Below are 17,035 nucleotides of genomic sequence, written 5' to 3'. Positions count from 1 at the left end.
GGAACAGAACATGCTGTTGACGGTCGAGGGGCTGACCAAGGCCTATCCGGGCGTGCTGGCCAATGACGGGGTCAGCTTTGCCGTCGCCCCGGGCGAGGTGCATGCGCTGCTGGGCGAAAACGGCGCGGGCAAATCCACGCTGGTCAAGATGATCTACGGGCTGGTCAAGCCGGATGCGGGCGCGATGCGCCTGCATGGCGCGCCCTATGAGCCGGCCGAACCGCGCGCGGCGCGCGCCGCGGGCGTGGCGATGGTGTTTCAGCATTTCTCGCTGTTCGAGGCGCTGAGCGTGGCCGAAAACGTGGCGCTTGGCATGGAAAACCCGCCGCCGATGCGCGCGCTGGCGGGGCGCATCCGTGCGGTGTCGAATGCCTATGGCCTGCCGCTGGACCCAAACCGCACGGTGGGCGATCTGTCGGCGGGTGAACGCCAGCGGGTCGAGATCATCCGCTGCCTGCTGCAGGACCCGAAACTGCTGATCATGGACGAACCGACCAGCGTGCTGACCCCGCAAGAGGTGGAGATCCTGTTCCACACGCTGCGCAAGCTGGCCGCCGAGGGCACGGCGATCCTGTATATCTCGCACAAGCTGGAGGAAATCCGCGCGCTGTGCGACACCGCCACGATCCTGCGCGGGGGCCGCGTGGTGGCGAGCTGCGCGCCGCGCGACAAATCGGCGCGCGAACTGGCCGAGATGATGGTAGGGGCGGAACTGAAGCCCGTGGACCGCACGGGGCGGCGCGCGGGCGCGATGGTCTTGCAGGTGGCGGGGCTGGATCTGGCGCCGCTGTCGCCCTTTGGCCCGGCGCTGCGCGGCGTGGGATTCGATCTGCGCCGGGGCGAGGTTCTGGGCATCGGCGGGGTTGCGGGCAACGGTCAGGAAGAGCTGCTGGCGGCGCTGTCGGGCGAACGGCCCACGGCGCCGGGCACGGTGCTGCTGGACGGGCGCGACATCGCCGCGCTGGGGCCCAATGCGCGCCGCCGCCTGGGTGTGCTGGCCGCGCCCGAAGAACGGCTGGGCCATGCCGCCGCCCCCGACCTTAGCCTGACGGACAATGCGATCCTGACAGGAACGGTCCGCAAGCCCTTGACCCGCAAGGGCTTTATCGACAAATCCGCCGCGCGCAGTTTCGCGCAATCGGTGATTTCCGCCTTTGACGTGCGCACGCCCGGCCCCGATGTGGCCGCGCGCGCCCTTTCGGGGGGCAACCTGCAGAAATTCGTCATCGGGCGCGAGGTTTTGCAGGACCCCGTGGTTCTTGTGGTCAACCAGCCGACCTGGGGCGTGGATGCCGCCGCCGCCGCCGCGATCCGCCAGGCGCTGCTGGATCTGGCCGCGCGCGGGGCGGCGGTGATCGCGATCAGCCAGGATCTGGATGAGCTTCTGGAAATCTCGGATCGGTTCGCCGCGCTGAACGAAGGCCGCCTGTCGGCCCCGCGCGACACCGCGCAGCTGACGCTTGAGGAAATCGGGCTGATGCTGGGCGGCGCCCACGGCATGCAGGAGGCCGCACCATGATCACCCTTGTCAAACGGCCGATGCCGTCGCGGATGTGGTCGGTCACGACCCCGATCATCGCCGTCATCGCCACGATGATCGCGGGGGGCATCTTGTTCGCGGCCCTGGGCAAGGACCCGGTGGCGGCGATCCGCACCATCTTCTGGGACCCGCTGTTCGGCCCCAATGCGGGCTATTTCCGCGGCCAGCTGCTGGTCAAGGCGGGGCCGCTGATCCTGATCGCCTCGGGGCTGGCGGTTGGCTTTCGCGCGGGCATCTGGAACATCGGCGCCGAGGGACAATATATCATCGGCGCGATCTGTGGCGCGGGCGTGGCGCTGGCGGTCTTTCCGGCCGAAAGCGCGTTGCTGTTCCCGGCGATGGTGGTCGCGGGGGGGATTGGCGGGCTGGTCTGGGCGATGATCCCGGCGCTGCTGAAGAACCGCTTTGGCGTCTCGGAAATCCTGGTGTCTTTGATGCTGGTCTATGTGGCGCAGAACCTGCTGGCCTACATGGCCTTTGGCCCGATGAAGAACCCGCAGGGCTTTGGCTTTCCCGGGTCGCGCAACCTGCAGCAATATCCGTCCGCCCATAACCCCGAACTGATCGCGGGCACGGGGATGCACTGGGGCGTGGTCGCGGCGCTGCTGGCGGTGATCGGCACCTATGTTCTGATGCACCGCCATATCGCGGGCTTCCGCATCCGCGTCGCGGGCGAGGCGCCCAAGGCCGCGCGCTTTGCCGGCGTGGTGCCCGCGCGGCTGGTGGTGGCGTGCCTGGGGCTGTCGGGTGCGCTGGCGGGGCTGGCGGGTCTGTTTGAGGTGGCGGGCCCATCGGGCCAGATCACCGATGCCTTCAACGCGGGCTATGGCTTTACCGCGATCATCGTGGCCTTTCTGGGCCGGCTGCATCCGATCGGCATCCTGCTGGCGGGGCTGTTGATGGCGCTGACCTATATCGGCGGCGACATGGCGCAGCTGATGCTGCAACTGCCGGCTGCGGCGATTCAGGTGTTTCAGGGGATGTTGCTGTTCTTCCTGCTGGGCTTTGACTTGTTGACCAATTACCGCATCCGTTTCGGGGGGGCACCGGCATGATCCTTGGCGGTATCGATATCGTGGTGCTGATCGCCACGCTGATGGCGGCCTCAACCCCCGTTCTGCTGGCCGCCACGGGCGAGCTGGTGGCCGAAAAGGCAGGCGTGCTGAACCTTGGGGTCGAGGGGATGATGATCATGGGCGCGGTGGGCGGCTTTGCCGCGGCCGTGGCCACGGGCAGCCCGGTTCTGGGCTTTCTGGGCGGGGCGCTGGCGGGGGCCGCGATGGCGCTGATCTTTGCCTTTCTGACGCAGGTTCTGCTGTCCAATCAGGTCGCCACGGGGCTTGCGCTTACGCTGTTCGGGCTGGGCCTGTCGGCGCTGATCGGCAAGGGCTTTGAGGGGGTGCGCCCGCCGCCCACGCCCAAGCTGCCCTTCGGGCCGCTGGCCGAGATCCCGGTGGCGGGGCGCATCCTCTTTTCGCATGACTGGATGGTCTATGCATCGCTGGCGCTGGTGGCGGCGACGTGGTGGTTCCTGCGCCATTCCCGCGCCGGGCTGATCCTGCGCGCGGTGGGCGAAAACCATGATGCCGCCCATGCGCTTGGCTACCGGGTGGTGGCGGTGCGGGTGACCGCGCTGGCCTTTGGCGGGGCGCTGGCGGGTCTGGGGGGCGCCTACCTTAGCCTGGTGCGCGTGCCGCAATGGACCGAAGGCATGACCGCGGGCGCGGGCTGGATCGCGCTGGCGATCGTGGTCTTTGCCAGCTGGCGGCCGGAACGGGTGCTGCTGGGGGCCTATCTGTTCGGCGGCATCACCGCGATCCAGCTGCAGATGCAGGCGGCGGGTTACAAGATCCCGGTGCATCTGCTGACCATGGCGCCCTATGTCGTGACCATCGTGGCGCTTGTGCTGATCACCGCGCTGCACCGGCGCGGCGCGCAGGCGGCACCGGCCGCCCTTGGCCGATCCTTCCATGCCTCGACCTGAGGCCCATCACCCGGCCCGCAGGGGCCTTAACCAACGGGGAGCACCCATGAACCGCAGATCCTTTCTGACCACCACCGCCGCGACCGCCCTGCTGGCCGCCGCGACCACCCTGCCCGCCTTTGCCCAGGACCCGCTGAAGGTGGGCTTCATCTATGTCGGCCCGGTGGGCGACATGGGCTGGTCCTATCAGCACGATCTGGGCCGCAAGGCGGTTGAGGCCGCCTATGGCGACCGCGTCGTCACCTCTTACGTCGAAAGCGTGCCCGAAGGCCCCGATGCCGAACGCGTGCTGACGCAGATGGCGCTGGAAGGCAACAAGCTGATCTTCGCGACCTCGTTCGGCTTCATGGATGCGGTGATGAATGTCGCGGCCAAATTCCCGGATGTGAAATTCGAACATGCCACCGGCTACAAGCGCGCCGACAACGTCGCCACCTATGACGCGCGCTTCTACGAAGGCCGCGCCGTTCTGGGCACGATCGCGGGCCATATGACCAAGTCGAACAAGATCGGCTACATCGGGTCCTTCCCGATCCCCGAGGTGGTGCAGGGCATCAACTCGTCCTTCATCCACGCCCGCAAGGTGAACCCGGATGTGGAAATGAAGGTGGTCTGGGCCTACACTTGGTTCGACCCCGCGAAAGAGGCGGACGCCGCCGCCGCGCTGATCGCCGAAGGCGTGGACGTCATCCTGCAGCACACCGATTCCACCGCGCCGCAGGCCAAGGCGCAAGAGGCCGGGATCTACAGCTTTGGTCAGGCATCCGATATGGGATCATTTGCCCCCGCGCCGCGGATTTCCTCGATCATCGACAACTGGGACCCCTATTACGTCAAGCGCGTCGGCATGATGCTGGACGGCACCTGGGAATCCAGCGCCACCTGGGGCGGGATCGGTGATGGCGAGGTCGTGATCGGCGAAATCACCGAGGCCGTCCCCGCCGAGGTCAAGGCCGAGGCCGAGGCACTTCGCGACAAGATCGCATCGGGCGAATACCACCCCTTCACCGGCCCGTTGAACAAGCAGGACGGCAGCGCCTGGCTGGCCGAAGGTCAGGTCGCCACTGATGAGGAACTGTCGGGCCTGAACTTCTACGTCGAAGGCATCACCGCCGAACTGCCGAAGTAAGCCCCCCCGAACGCATGCGAAAGGGCCGGATCTTCCGGCCCTTTTCCTTTGCGCGGCGCGCCCTACCTTTGTGGCAGTCCCGACCGGAGGAGATGATGCACCGCCGCCACGCCCTTGGCCTTCTGGCCGCCCTGCCCACCGCTGCGGCCACCACCCTGGCCGGACGCGGGGCCCATGCCGACAGCCAGCCCAGCTTTACCTTCCCCTCGATCGACGGGGGCGTGATCGACACCGCCCTGTGGCGCGGCCGCCCGGTGCTGGTGGTCAATACCGCCTCGCTGTGCGGGTTCACGCCGCAGCTGGAACAGATGCAGGCGCTGCATGACAGCTGGGGGCCAAAGGGGCTTGTGGTGCTGGCCGTGCCCTCGGATGATTTCCGCCAGGAACTGGACGATGCCGCGGCGGTCAAGGAATTCTGCACCCTGACCTATGGCCTGACCCTGCCGATGACCGATATCGTCCATGTCGCGCGCGGCGAGGTGCATCCCTTTTACCGCTGGCTGCGCGATGCGCATGGCTTTGTGCCGCGCTGGAATTTCAACAAGGTGCTGCTGGGCCCCGCGGGTGAGGTTGTCGCCACCTGGGGATCGCCCACCCGGCCCGATGCGGCGCCGATCGTGAACGCCTTTCGCCCGCTTTTGCCACGGGCCTGACAGGAAAAGGGCCGGGATATCCCGGCCCTTTCCAGTTCAACTTCGTCACTTCGGCGGGGCCGCGCAATGCGCGCCGCTGGCCGCCTGCCCCGACCCCAGCGCCAGCGCGGGCGGCGCCTTGTAGGGGTTCAGCGGCGCGCTGCCCGCCAGATCGGCCAGCACCACCGCCCCGATCAGCACCAGCACGCCCCATGCCACAGGTGCCCGCGTCATGCCTTTGCCTCCAGCCCGACCAGTGGGCGCAGCTTGATGCCGTAATAGCTGCCCGCGAAGGCCGCCACGAACCAGACCCAGCCGTGCAGGCTGCCGGTGGAAATGCCGCTGAAAAAGGCCCCCACGTTGCAACCAAACGCCAGCCGCGACGAATAGCCAAGCGCCAGCCCCGCGACCACCGCCGCGATCCAGGCCCGCGCCGGCAGGCGCGCCACCCGGTCACGCAGACCGCCGCGCCAGACGCTGACCAGGAAGGCCCCCGCGATGATGCCCAGATTGGTCAATGAGGTCACATCCGTCAGCAGGCTTTGCCCCAGACGTTCGGCATTGCCGGGCGCCGCCCAGAAGCCGGTGGCCGACAGATCCGCCCCCAGCGCCTGCGCGCCCTTGCCGACCCACAGGCCCAGGCCATAGACCACGCCCCAGGGCTGGCCCGCGACCACCAGGTTCAGCACCGCCAGCACCGCCAGCGCCAGCGCCGCAAAGACCAGACGGCGCGGCAGCTTGCGGTTATGCGGCGCGCCCAGCCACCAGACCAGCGCCGCCACCGCCGCCAGTGCCGCCAGCGTCACCGCCAGCCCCGTGGTCCCCGACAGCGCCACCACCGGGGCCGATCCCAGCCCCATCCACCAATCGATATGCAGCGTGCCGGCAAAGCTGCCGATGGCAAAGAACGGCAGCGCCACCGCCGCCACCGCATTGCCGCTGCCCGCATTGACCAGCGTGCCGGACCCGCAGCCCAGCACCAGCTGCATCGCCGCGCCAAAGACAAAGGCCCCGCCGATCATCGCCACGCCGACGGGGGCATGGGCGCCGACCAGTTCACCGGGGTTGGCGCCGATCAGCGGGAAGGCCACCACCGCGACCAGCGCGATCGCCAAAAGCTGCGCCAGGATGCCCGCGGGTTCGCGGCGCAGGATCATCGCGCGCCAGGGCCCGGCAAAGCCAAAGCGCAGCCCCTCAAGCGCGATGCCAAAGCCCAGCCCGATCAGCAGCAGCAGGCCGTAGCGCGCGCCCGCAAGCGCCGCCACCGCCAGCACCAGCGCCCCCGCCCCCGCCACAAGCCCCGCCCGCCCGAACAGGCGCACGGGACCGGCGGGCAGATGTTCCACCTGCGCCATGGCTTAGAACACGCTCGTGATCTGGTTCCACAGGTTGCGGATCGGCCCGGGAACATTGTCCATCGGCAGACCCGCCTGCGACCAGCCCACCATCGAATCGGGGTAAAGCTTTACCTGTTCAACCCCGGCCAGCTCGCTTAACGCAAACCAGTTGGTCGCGGCCCAATGCCCGGTGTTGCAGAACGACACCAGCGGCGCATCGGCGTTGGTATAGCCCGCCTCGGCGGCCAGGCGCTTGACGGTGTCCACGTCGATCTTGCTGGGTGTCGTGCCGAACCAGCGCGAATGGGTGAAGAATTCCGATTGCGGCAGTGTGCCCGGGCGCGCGGCGGCGCCGTGGGCCTGTTCGCCCACCCAGAAGGATTCAGGGCGCGAATCGACCAGGCGCGCGCTGTCCTTGCCCTCGACCACCTGCACGATGTCATCGGTGGTGGCCAGCCAGTCATCGGCCAGCGTCACGGTGATGTCGCTGGGCTGGGCCACGCCCGGCACGGTCGACAGGTCCAGCCTGGCCTCGGTCCAGGCATTCATGCCGCCGTTCAGGATCGCCAGCTGGCTGACGCCGCTGGATTTCAGCGTCCAGTAAACCCTCGCGGCGGCGCCGAAATCGGTTTCGTCCTTGCCCTGATGCACGATCAGCGTGGGCCGGTCATGGGTGACGCCCAGACCGCGCAGCACCTCGGTCAGCTTGTCGGCCGAGGGCACGGCGCCGGGGTTTTCCTTCGGGCCGCGGAACAGCCCGTAGGGCGCGTGGATCGCCCCCGCGATGTGACCGGAATCATAATCCGCGGCCTTGTTGTCCCCGTCGGACACGCGGATATCCAGCACCAGCGCGTCGGTCGTGGGCTGAAGCGCCGCGAATTCCGCGGGCGTCAGCAGCGGGCCGAACAGGTTGGTCTGTGCCGCCCCCATCGAGGGGGCCGCGATCAGTGCCGCGAAGGTGGTCGCTGCAAGAAACTGTTTCATCTGCAAACCCTTTCCATGCTTGCCGTTTGGCCCTGAAATGGGCAAATCGGCACGGAAGGCAAGGGAAATTGTTCCGGTATTCCGCGAGGAATCCCGTTTTCTCTGGGTCAATATTCCCGAAAAGCGCGCCCTTTGAAACAGAATTCCAAATCAGTCGACATCAAGCGGACATTCACCCAAACACCCACGCGGCGGCGAAACAGCTGGCCTTTTCTTGCGCCGCCGCCGGATCGGGGCCCAGCCCGGATTGCCTGGACCGGGCCGTCAGCCCGGGTCGCGCGCGGTCCAATCCTGCGCCAATGCCCGCGCGCCTTTCAGCATGATCGCCTGATCGATGCCCACGGCGACAAATCCCGCGCCCGCGTCATAAGCGGCCTCCAGCACGCCGGGGTCTTGCGACAGGATGCCCGCGGGCTTGCCGGCGGCGCGGATGCGCGCAATCGCGTCCAGCACGGCGGCGGTGACCGCGGGGTGGCGCGACTGACCCGGATAGCCCATTGAGGCCGCCAGATCGGCGGGGCCGACAAAGACCCCGTCCACGCCATCAACCGCGCAGATCGGCTCGATCTGGTCCAGCGCGGCGACGGTTTCGACCTGCACCAGCAGACAGATTTCCTGCGCCGCGCGGGTGGCGTAATCGGTCACGGTGCCATAGCGCGTGGCGCGCGACAGCCCGGCCATGCCGCGGATGCCCTGGGGCGCATAGCGGGTGGCGGCGACGGCGGCGCGGGCCTCGTCGGCGGAATTGATCATCGGGATCAGCAGGCTTTGCGCGCCCGCATCCAGCAGCCGCTTGATTTCCACCACATCCAGCGATCCGGGGCGGACCACGCATGCCACCGGCCAGGGGGCCGCCGCCTGCAGCATGGTCTGCACCACGGCCGGGCCGATCACCGTATGTTCGGTGTCGATCAGCATCCAGTCAAAGCCGCAGGTGGCCAGCGCCTCGGCATGGCCCGGGTCGCCGATCGTGCACCAGATGCCGATCTGGCGCCGCCCCGCGGCCAGCGCGGCCTTGAAACTGTTGTGCGGCATGGTCATGCGCCACCCCCGCTGCAAAGCGAACAGATCCGGCGCACGGCCAGCTCATACCCCTCGACGCCAAGGCCCGCCATCACCCCGTCGGCGCGCAGGCTGACGTAGGACTGGTGGCGGAACGCCTCGCGCTTGTGGACGTTCGAGATATGGACCTCGATCACCGGCCCGGCAAAGGCGTTCAGCGCATCCAGGATCGCCACCGAGGTATGGGTGAAGGCGCCGGGGTTGATCACGATGCCGCAGGCGGAATGGCGCGCCTGATGGATCGTGTCGATGATCACGCCTTCATGGTTCGACTGGAACAGCTGCAGCGCAAAGCCCTTGCGCGCCGCCAGATCCGCGCAGCGCCGTTCGACATCGGCCAGCGTGTCATGGCCATAGATCTCGGGTTCGCGCTGACCCAGAAGGTTCAGGTTCGGCCCGTTCAGGATGTAGATCGTCTTCATGTCGGCCTGGGTCATCGCCCCCTCCTCACGCTTGGCATCGGTGTTCTGCATAGCGAAGCGCGCGGCCCACGCCTAGGGGCCGCGCGCTTTGGGGGCATTGGGGGGCGCATCAATGGCGGTTGCGCGCGCGATCAGCCCGCCAGCCGCGCGGCCACATCCAGCAGGCGGCGCGCCTGATGGGCCACCGCGGCGCGGCCCGCATCGTCGAATTCGCCGGCCTTGGTGGAATAGCCATAGGGGTTGCCGCCCGCCGCATAGATCGACTGGTCGGTATAGCCCGGCGGCACGATGACCGAACCCCAATGCATGAAGCTGGTGTAAAGGCTCAGGATCGTGGCCTCTTGCCCGCCATGGGCATTGCCCGCGCTGGTGGTCGCGGTCACCGGCTTGCCCGCCATCGCGCCCTTGGACCAGACGCCGCCCAGCGTGTCGATGAAGGCGCGCATCTGGCTGGCCGCGCCGCCAAAGCGGGTGGGACAGGCGAAGAAATAGGCATCCGCCCATTCCATGTCCGCGGCGGATGCCTCGGGGATATCGGCCATCCGGTCGGCCTGGGCGCGCCAGGCGTCCTGGCCATCGACCACCGCTTGGGGTGCGGTTTCGGCCACGCGCAGCAGCCGCACATCGGCGCCGGCGGCACGGCCCGCCTCGGCGGCGGCTTCGGCGACCTGATGGTTGGTGCCATAGGTGGAATAGAAGATGACGGCGAGTTTGACTTTGCTCATGCAGCGGTCCTTCCCTGGGTTATGGTTCGCCAACGGGCCGCGCGGCGCGGCATCGCGCCGCAGGCACCGCCAACAAGGCTAACACGGCGGGCGGCGTTGCGGTTCCCCAATCGGCGCAGGGGATCTGTGCACAGATGCGCCCCGGACGCCGCGCCCGGACCGCCGCTTGCCGTAACGAAAACCGGCCCTTGCGGCAAAATCCGGCGATCTGGACAGTTGACCTTACCAGATCAGGGCCTAAGACTGACAACAGGCTGCCACCGGCCCGTTGCGTCACCAGTGACATGACCCGTGACAAGAACCTAACAGGTTCAGCCACAGACGCTGAGCCAAACTTGCTGAGGAGGAACACATGAAATTCCACGCTTTCGCGGGGTCCGTTGCGGCCATCGCCATCATCGCCGGCAGCGCCGTTGCGCAAGACGTCGATCGCACCGGCTGGCCCAGCAGCTTTACCGTGGGCACCGCATCGCAGGGCGGCACCTTCTTCGTCTATGGCTCGGGCTGGGCGAACCTTGTCGCCGAGGAACTGGGCATCACCGGCGCGGGCGAGGTGACCGGCGGGCCGATGCAGAACATGGCGCTGGTGCATACCGGCGATCTGGCCTTTGGCCTGACCACGCTGGGCCCGGCGGCGGAATCGCTGGCCGGCCTGAACCCGATCGCGCCGGGGCTGGCGATGGACAAGGCCTGCGCCATCTTCCCGATGTATCAGACGCCCTTCCACCTGGCGGCGCTGGCATCCTCGAACATCGGCTCGATCGCCGATATTCCCAAGGGCGCGCGCATCGGCTTTGGCCCGGCCGGGTCCAGCGCGGACACCTATTTCCCGCGCATGCTGACCGATCTGGGCGTCGAATATGAACGGCGCAACGGCGGCTGGGACGATCTGGGCGGCCAGATGCAGGACGGTCTGCTGGATGTGATCGGCTTTGCCGCGGGCGTGCCGATCCCGACCGTCAGCCAGCTTGAGGTGCAGACCAACATCAACATCATCGGCTTCAACGAGGATGAACTGGCCAAGGTCACCGCCGATTTCCCGGTGTCGCGCTATGACATCGACGCGGGCGTCTACAAGACGCTGGAAGCGCCGCTGGCCTCGGTCGCGATGTGGAACTTTGCCATCGCCAATTGCGACCTGCCCGAAACCTTCGTCTATGAGGCGACGCGCATCGCGATGGAAGACAATGCCCGCATGGTCAACATCCACTCGTCCGCCTCGGAATCGCTGCCCGAGCACTGGGACAAGAACAACGTGCTGAAATGGCACCCCGGTGCGGCGCGCTGGTTCAATGAAAACGGCGCCTCGATCCCGGCCGACATGATCTACGGCGGCTGATCCCGCACAGACCTTGGGCGGGGCCGGTCCTTTGCGGGATGTCGGCCCCGTTCGACTTTTTGCGCCAAACACGGCACCATCGGAACAACGCGGTCACAGGACGGGGGACAGATCCATGAACGCCACGCCAACCCAAAGCCAGGATGATGAGCTGATCATCGCCCAGGGCGTCGACGAAGAACCCGTCGAAAGCAACCGCCGCCTGTTTGAGGGGCGGATGCTGCTGGCCGTGTCGGTCATTGCGGGGCTTTATGCGTTCTTCCATCTGGCCGCGCTGAACGGGCTGTCGATTTCGCGCATGACGGGGGGGGCGGTGAACCTGCCCTTCCTGCCGCGCCTGCCGATGGAGACGTGGAATTTCCGCATCGTCCACATCGCCGGGGCGCTTTTGCTGGGCTTCACGCTGTTTTCGGCCACCCGCTTTGCGCCACGCGATGACGGGCGGGCGAAGATCACCACCTGGATCGGCTATGCGCTGCTGATCCCGGCGCTGTGGTCGCTGGGTGCCGCGCTGTCGTTTCAGCGCGAAATCGCGGGCGGGCTGATGTGGAACGGCATCGACGAACGCATCCGCTTCAATGAAACCTGGGTCTATGGCGCTCCGCTGATGCTGGCCACGGTGGGCGGCATCGTTCTGGGCTGGTTCCATAGCCGCGGTCGGGCGGTGCTGGCGATCCCCGATGTGGTGCTGAGCATTTGTGGCCTGGCTGTCGCGGCCTATCTGATCACGATCTACGGCACCTTGATGCGCAATTCGACCGGCACCCCCTTTGCGCCGATCGGCATTTCCATCGCCGCGGTGGCCGGAACGCTGCTGATCATGGAACTGACGCGCCGCGTGGCGGGGCTGGCGCTGGTGGTGATCTCGGGCATCTTCCTGGTCTATGTCTTTACCGGCCAATATCTGCCGGGCTTCCTGAATTCGCCCGCCATCGCCTGGCAGCGGTTCTTCAGCCAGGTCTACACCGATGTCGGCATCCTGGGGGCGACGACCGCGGTGTCCTCGACCTATATCATCCTGTTCATCATCTTCGCCGCCTTCCTGCAGGCGTCGAAGGTGGGCGATTACTTTGTCAACTTCGCCTTCGCCGCAGCCGGGCGCGCGCGCGGTGGCCCGGCGAAGGTTGCGATCTTTGCCAGCGCGCTGATGGGCATGATCAACGGCACCAGCGCGGGCAATGTGGTGGCGACGGGGTCGCTGACCATTCCGCTGATGAAGCGGCTGGGCTATCGCAAGGACACCGCCGGCGCGGTCGAGGCCGCCGCCTCGACCGGCGGGCAGATCATGCCGCCGATCATGGGCGCGGGCGCCTTCATCATGGCCGAGGTGACCGGCATCCCCTATACCGACATTGCGGTGGCCGCGATCATCCCGGCGCTTTTGTATTTCGTATCGGTCTATTTCATGGTCGATCTGGAAGCCGCGAAAATGGGCATGCGCGGGATGCGCGAAGATGAGCTGCCCAAGTTCCGCAAACTGGCCCGCCGCGCCTTCCTGTTCCTGCCGATCGTGATCCTGATCGCGGCGCTGTTCATGGGCTATTCGGTGATCCGCGCGGGCACGCTGGCCACCGTGGCGGCCGCCGTCGTCAGCTGGCTGACGCCCTGGCGGATGGGCCCGGGCGCCATTGCCCGCGCCTTTGAAATCGCGGGCGTGATGTCGATCCAGATCATCGTGGTCTGCGCCTGTGCGGGCATCATCGTGGGCGTGATTTCGCTGACCGGGGTCGGCGCGCGGTTTTCGAACCTGCTCTTGGGCATCGCGGCCACCTCGCAGCTGCTGGCGATGTTCTTTGCGATGTGCATCGCGGTGCTGCTGGGGATGGGCATGCCCACCACGGCGGCCTATGCGGTGGCGGCCTCGGTCGTGGCACCGGGGCTGGTGAACCTCGGTGTGCCGATGCTGACAGCGCATTTCTTTGTCTTCTACTTTGCGGTCGTGTCGGCCATCACCCCGCCCGTGGCGCTGGCCAGTTATGCCGCGGCCGGGATTTCGGGCGCCAACCCGATGCGGACGTCGGTCACGTCATTCAAGATCGGGCTGTCGGCCTTCATCGTGCCGTTCATGTTCTTCTACAACGGCGCGCTGCTGATGCAGGGCGACTGGCCGGTGATCCTGCGCGCGGTGGCGACCGCGACGGTGGGGGTGTTCTTCCTGTCCAGCGCGGTGCAGGGCTGGCTTCTGGGCGCGCGCGCGGCCTGGTTCATCCGCGCGGGCCTGCTGATCGCGGCATTGCTGATGATCGAGGGCGGGCTTTTCACCGATCTGGCGGGCATTGGGCTGGCCGTGGCCACCGTGGCGGTGCAGCGGGTCTTTCGCCCGCGCCCCGATGCGATGATCGCAGTGCGCGGCAGCGACTGAGCGCGCCGATCCCCCCACCCCGGAAAGAAAAGGACCGCGCCCCGAAAGGCGCGGTCCTGACGTTTCAGACCCTGGGCTGCGATCAGCCGGCAATCCAGGCGTTGAACCGCTCATTCAGCTGGGTGTCGTGATCCACCCAGAATTCGTAATCCGAGGCCAGCGCATTGCCCAGGTTTTCCGGGCTGGTGGGCAGGTTCGGCGCCATCGGCATGTCAGTGCCCTGGAAATTGCCAACAAGCGGGGCCGAGGATTTGCGCGGCGGACCATAGCTGATGAATTCGGCCGCCTTGGCCAGCGGCGCCGACCCGGTCGAGAAGGCGACGAAATCCAGCGCGTTCTGCATGTTCGGCGCGCCCTTCGGAATGACCCAGCCTTCCATCTCATAGACCTGGCCGTCCCAGACGATCTCAAAGGGCTTGCCCTCGGTGACCGCCGCGTTGAAGATGCGCCCGTTATAGGCCACCGTCAACGCAACCTCGCCATCGGCCAGCAGCTGCGGCGGCTGGGCACCGGCTTCCCACCAGATGATGTCGCCCTTGATCGTGTCCAGCTTGGCAAAGGCGCGGTCCACACCCTCGGGCGTGCGCAGCAGGTCATAGACCTCGGCGGCGGGAACACCATCGGCCATCAGCGCCATTTCCAGATTGACCTTGGCGCTCTTGCGCATGCCGCGCTTGCCGGGGAACTTCTGGGTGTCGAACAGATCCGCGATCGTCGCGGGGCCCGCGCCCTCGGGGAACTTGCTCGCGTCATAGGCCAGAACGGTCGAGAAGACGTCGGTGGCCACGAAACATTCGGCCAACGCCCCGTCCAGGAAATCCTCGGTCGCGGCCGTGCCGTCGACGCCGGGTTCCAGGATCGCGGGGTCGATCACCTCCAGCAGGCCCTCATCGCACAGGCGCACCGCATCGGCATATTCCACGCTGGCCACATCGGTCGTGACATTGCCCGATTCGACCTGCGCCTTGATCGGCGTGGCCGGGTTGTCGGTATCGACCGAAATCACCTTGACGCCGGTCTTTTCGGCGAAGGGCTTGTGATAGGCCTCGACCTGGCTGACGGTATAGGCGCCGCCCCAGCCAAGAACCGCCACTTCATTCGCCATGGCCGGCAGGCCAAGGCCCACAAGCGCGCTGGACAAAAGGATGACTCGCTTCACTGTGATCTCCCGTGTTGTGTTGGCGCGGGGTTCAGTATCCCCGCATTTTGCGCCGATCCGGAATGGACCCGCATGGCGACAGGCTACGGGAGGGCTTTCGCCAAAGTCAATCGGCCCCGGCGCCCGAACCCACGCCGCGCCGCCCGCCCGGGACCGCGGTCGATTTGAGTATTTTTGCCAAGAAGAAGCCGCATCGCATTTCTTCTTGGCCCAAATACTCCCGCCGGAGGCATCCGCCGGGTGCCGCGGGGGACCGGTCGCGCAGATGGCGCGCCGTCAGGTTTCCGTTTTCTTTTCCCAGCGGCCCTGCTCCTCGCTCCAGTATTGGGCCTTGGCGCCGGCGCCGGTCAGCGCGCGCCACTGGCCGCGCGCGGCATCAACCGCGGCGGGGTCGTTGCCATCAAACAGGATCCAGACGCGTTCATGTGCGGCCAGATCCTCGGGCGTGACCGTCGCGCCGTCGATCGCCATGACGGCCTGCGGGTCATTAGCCGCGCGCCCCGCAGCGCCGGTGGTCAGCAGCACGGGCTGGCGGGCGTCATGCGGGCCGCCCGCGCGGCCATGGGGCAAAAAGCCCTCGGGCGGGCCCTGCCACAGCCGGTCATCCAGCGCGGCCATGCGGGCCGGGTCGGCGCCGCGCAGGTCTACCCGCCAGCCCTGCGCCAGCGCCCGCGTCAAGAGCGTCACCACCACCTCTTCCACCGGGCTGCGGGTGACGTGATAGAAGAGCGCGGCGCCCATGGATCAGCCCTCGAAGCGGTCGCGGATCAGCCGGTCCAGCGTCATCACCCCCCAGCCCGTCGCCCCTTTCGGCGCCAGCGTGGTTTCCGTGGGCGGCAGGGCGACGCCCGCGATGTCGATATGCGCCCAAGGCGTGCCGTCCTGGATGAAGCGGTGCAGGAATTCGGCCGCGGTGATCGAGCCCGCGGGCCGTCCGCCGGTGTTCTTCATATCGGCCAGGCGCGATTTGATCAGCGCATCATAGGCCGGCGCCAGCGGCATCCGCCAGGCGCCCTCGCCCTCGGCGGCGGCGGCCTTCAGCAGATCCTGCGCCAGCGCGTCGTCATTGCTGAACACCCCGGCGTTTTCATGCCCAAGCGCGATGATGATCGCCCCGGTCAGCGTCGCCAGATCGATCACCGCGGCGGGCTTGAAGCGGTCTTGCGCATACCACAGCACATCGGCCAGCACGAGCCGCCCCTCGGCATCGGTGTTGATCACCTCGATCGTGTCGCCCTTCATCGATTTCACGATGTCGCCGGGGCGTTGCGCGCGCCCGTCGGGCATGTTTTCCACAAGCCCCACAAGCCCCACCACATTGGCGCGCGCCTTGCGCAGCGCCAATGTGCGCATGACGCCCGCGACCACGCCCGCACCGCCCATGTCCATCGTCATCTCTTCCATGCCGGCGGCGGGTTTGATGGAAATGCCCCCGGTGTCAAAGACCACGCCCTTGCCCACCAGCGCCAGCGGCGCCTGATCGGGTTTGCCGCCCTTCCACTGCATCACCACAACCTTGGACGGGCTGTCCGAGCCCTGCCCCACACCCAAAAGCGCGCGCATGCCCAGCATGTCGAGTTCCGCCTCATCCAGGATCTCGACCTCAAGGCCCAGTTCGTGCATCGCCGCCAGACGCGCGGCGAAATCGGTGGTGGTCAGGATATTGGCCGGTTCATTGACCAGATCGCGGGTGAAGAACACGCCCTCGGCCAGGGCGGCATGGGGGGCGGCGCGCGCGGCCAGCGGTTCGGGCTTGGCGGCCATCACCTCGACCGGGCCCGGCGCCTCTTTCGGTTTGGTGTGATAATCGAAGCTGTAGGCGCGCAGCGCCAGGCCAAAGGCCACGTCGGCGGCGCGGGGATGGGCCTCGGCGATCACCAGCGCGCCCTTGGGCCCCAGCGCGCGGCCCACGGCGGCACCGGCCTTGCGCGCCTCGGCCGGGGTGGCGCGGCGCGGCAGGGCGATCAGCTGCACCGCTTCGGCCGCAAGTCCCGCGGGCCAGGACAGATCCAGCGATTCGCCGGGCTTGAGCTTGGCAAAGGCATCTGACGCCGCCGCCCGCGCCAGCGCCCCGCGCATCAGCCGGTCCAGCCGGCGCGCCGTGGCCGACAGCGCCCCCCCCGGATGCAGCAACGCGATGCGCCCCTCGCGGGTGGCGAAGGCGGCGGGGTCGGTCTGGCTGAAGCGGATCGCGACGGGGGCGGTCATGGCGGTTCCTTTGTTCTGACGCGGTGTCTGTTCGCACGGGCCGACCGCGCGCCTGCGGGCGGGGCCTGCGGGCGGGGGTCGGCAGGGTCTTGCCAGACCCTAGCGAGGCCGGGCGAAAATGGAAAGCGGGCGCCCGTCGGCCTTTCCCCGCG

16 protein-coding genes are annotated in these 17,035 nt (G+C 67.5%); 7 read left to right on the top strand and 9 right to left on the bottom strand.

Annotated features, from left to right (window positions below; translation table 11 throughout):
- Positions 1 to 10: 10 nt before the first annotated feature.
- The 5 genes from MXB90_RS07285 to MXB90_RS07265 all read left to right on the top strand — a co-directional run bounded on the left by MXB90_RS07285 (position 11) and on the right by MXB90_RS07265 (position 5,306).
- Positions 11 to 1,519, top strand: a complete 1,509-nt coding sequence (locus tag MXB90_RS07285) for an ABC transporter ATP-binding protein (RefSeq protein ID WP_250042958.1) — start codon at positions 11 to 13, stop codon at positions 1,517 to 1,519.
- Positions 1,516 to 2,595 carry an ABC transporter permease gene (locus MXB90_RS07280; RefSeq protein ID WP_250042957.1) on the top strand — a complete coding sequence of 360 codons (1,080 nt, stop codon included), beginning with the start codon at positions 1,516 to 1,518 and terminating at the stop codon, positions 2,593 to 2,595. The genes MXB90_RS07285 and MXB90_RS07280 overlap by 4 nt, the downstream gene beginning before the upstream one ends.
- Entirely contained in the window at positions 2,592 to 3,524 is a 933-nt protein-coding gene (locus MXB90_RS07275) for an ABC transporter permease (RefSeq protein ID WP_250042956.1), read from the top strand. The genes MXB90_RS07280 and MXB90_RS07275 overlap by 4 nt, the downstream gene beginning before the upstream one ends.
- Positions 3,525 to 3,570: 46 nt before the next feature.
- Positions 3,571 to 4,653 carry a BMP family ABC transporter substrate-binding protein gene (locus MXB90_RS07270; RefSeq protein ID WP_250042954.1) on the top strand — a complete coding sequence of 361 codons (1,083 nt, stop codon included), beginning with the start codon at positions 3,571 to 3,573 and terminating at the stop codon, positions 4,651 to 4,653.
- 95 nt (positions 4,654 to 4,748) lie between these two features.
- Entirely contained in the window at positions 4,749 to 5,306 is a 558-nt protein-coding gene (locus MXB90_RS07265; protein WP_250042952.1) for a glutathione peroxidase, read from the top strand.
- A gap of 45 nt (positions 5,307 to 5,351) precedes the next feature.
- Here MXB90_RS07265 and MXB90_RS07260 read toward each other — a convergent pair whose 3' ends face one another.
- The 6 genes from MXB90_RS07260 to wrbA all read right to left on the bottom strand — a co-directional run bounded on the left by MXB90_RS07260 (position 5,352) and on the right by wrbA (position 9,815).
- Positions 5,352 to 5,519 carry a hypothetical protein gene (locus MXB90_RS07260; protein WP_250042949.1) on the bottom strand — a complete coding sequence of 56 codons (168 nt, stop codon included), beginning with the start codon at positions 5,517 to 5,519 and terminating at the stop codon, positions 5,352 to 5,354.
- On the bottom strand, positions 5,516 to 6,640 hold the full coding sequence (locus MXB90_RS07255) for a YeeE/YedE family protein (RefSeq protein ID WP_250042947.1): 1,125 nt from the start codon (positions 6,638 to 6,640) through the stop codon (positions 5,516 to 5,518). The genes MXB90_RS07260 and MXB90_RS07255 overlap by 4 nt, the downstream gene beginning before the upstream one ends.
- A gap of 3 nt (positions 6,641 to 6,643) precedes the next feature.
- The gene (locus MXB90_RS07250) at positions 6,644 to 7,606 is read right to left on the bottom strand and encodes a sulfurtransferase (RefSeq protein ID WP_250042945.1); all 963 of its coding nucleotides are present in this window, start codon (positions 7,604 to 7,606) and stop codon (positions 6,644 to 6,646) included.
- A gap of 264 nt (positions 7,607 to 7,870) precedes the next feature.
- Positions 7,871 to 8,647 carry an HpcH/HpaI aldolase family protein gene (locus MXB90_RS07245; protein ID WP_250042942.1) on the bottom strand — a complete coding sequence of 259 codons (777 nt, stop codon included), beginning with the start codon at positions 8,645 to 8,647 and terminating at the stop codon, positions 7,871 to 7,873.
- Positions 8,644 to 9,090, bottom strand: a complete 447-nt coding sequence (gene aroQ, locus MXB90_RS07240) for a type II 3-dehydroquinate dehydratase (protein ID WP_250043030.1) — start codon at positions 9,088 to 9,090, stop codon at positions 8,644 to 8,646. Before aroQ ends, MXB90_RS07245 begins: the two co-directional genes overlap by 4 nt.
- A 131-nt stretch (positions 9,091 to 9,221) precedes the next feature.
- Positions 9,222 to 9,815, bottom strand: coding sequence for an NAD(P)H:quinone oxidoreductase (gene wrbA / locus MXB90_RS07235; protein ID WP_250042939.1), 594 nt, complete (start codon positions 9,813 to 9,815; stop codon positions 9,222 to 9,224).
- A 352-nt stretch (positions 9,816 to 10,167) separates the two neighbouring features.
- Here wrbA and MXB90_RS07230 point away from each other — a divergent pair, with 352 nt between their 5' ends.
- Together MXB90_RS07230 and MXB90_RS07225 are read left to right on the top strand one after the other, a co-directional pair.
- Positions 10,168 to 11,154, top strand: a complete 987-nt coding sequence (locus MXB90_RS07230; RefSeq protein WP_250042936.1) for a TAXI family TRAP transporter solute-binding subunit — start codon at positions 10,168 to 10,170, stop codon at positions 11,152 to 11,154.
- A 115-nt stretch (positions 11,155 to 11,269) separates the two neighbouring features.
- The gene (locus MXB90_RS07225) at positions 11,270 to 13,516 is read left to right on the top strand and encodes a TRAP transporter permease (protein WP_250042934.1); all 2,247 of its coding nucleotides are present in this window, start codon (positions 11,270 to 11,272) and stop codon (positions 13,514 to 13,516) included.
- An 82-nt stretch (positions 13,517 to 13,598) separates the two neighbouring features.
- On the opposite strand, the gene MXB90_RS07220 is transcribed toward MXB90_RS07225, so the two are convergent.
- From MXB90_RS07220 to MXB90_RS07210, 3 genes are all read right to left on the bottom strand, one after another.
- The gene (locus MXB90_RS07220) at positions 13,599 to 14,675 is read right to left on the bottom strand and encodes an ABC transporter substrate-binding protein (protein ID WP_250042931.1); all 1,077 of its coding nucleotides are present in this window, start codon (positions 14,673 to 14,675) and stop codon (positions 13,599 to 13,601) included.
- 276 nt (positions 14,676 to 14,951) lie between these two features.
- Positions 14,952 to 15,416, bottom strand: a complete 465-nt coding sequence (locus tag MXB90_RS07215; RefSeq protein ID WP_250042929.1) for a DNA polymerase III subunit chi — start codon at positions 15,414 to 15,416, stop codon at positions 14,952 to 14,954.
- A 3-nt stretch (positions 15,417 to 15,419) separates the two neighbouring features.
- On the bottom strand, positions 15,420 to 16,883 hold the full coding sequence (locus MXB90_RS07210; protein ID WP_250042927.1) for a leucyl aminopeptidase: 1,464 nt from the start codon (positions 16,881 to 16,883) through the stop codon (positions 15,420 to 15,422).
- Positions 16,884 to 17,035: the final 152 nt, after the last annotated feature.

Origin of the sequence: Phaeovulum molybdatiresistens (assembly GCF_023544865.1) — a bacterium.
GTDB lineage: Bacteria > Pseudomonadota > Alphaproteobacteria > Rhodobacterales > Rhodobacteraceae > Pontitalea.
Note: the sequence above shows the minus strand (reverse complement) of the source record. Positions and strands in the feature narration are given on the sequence as shown.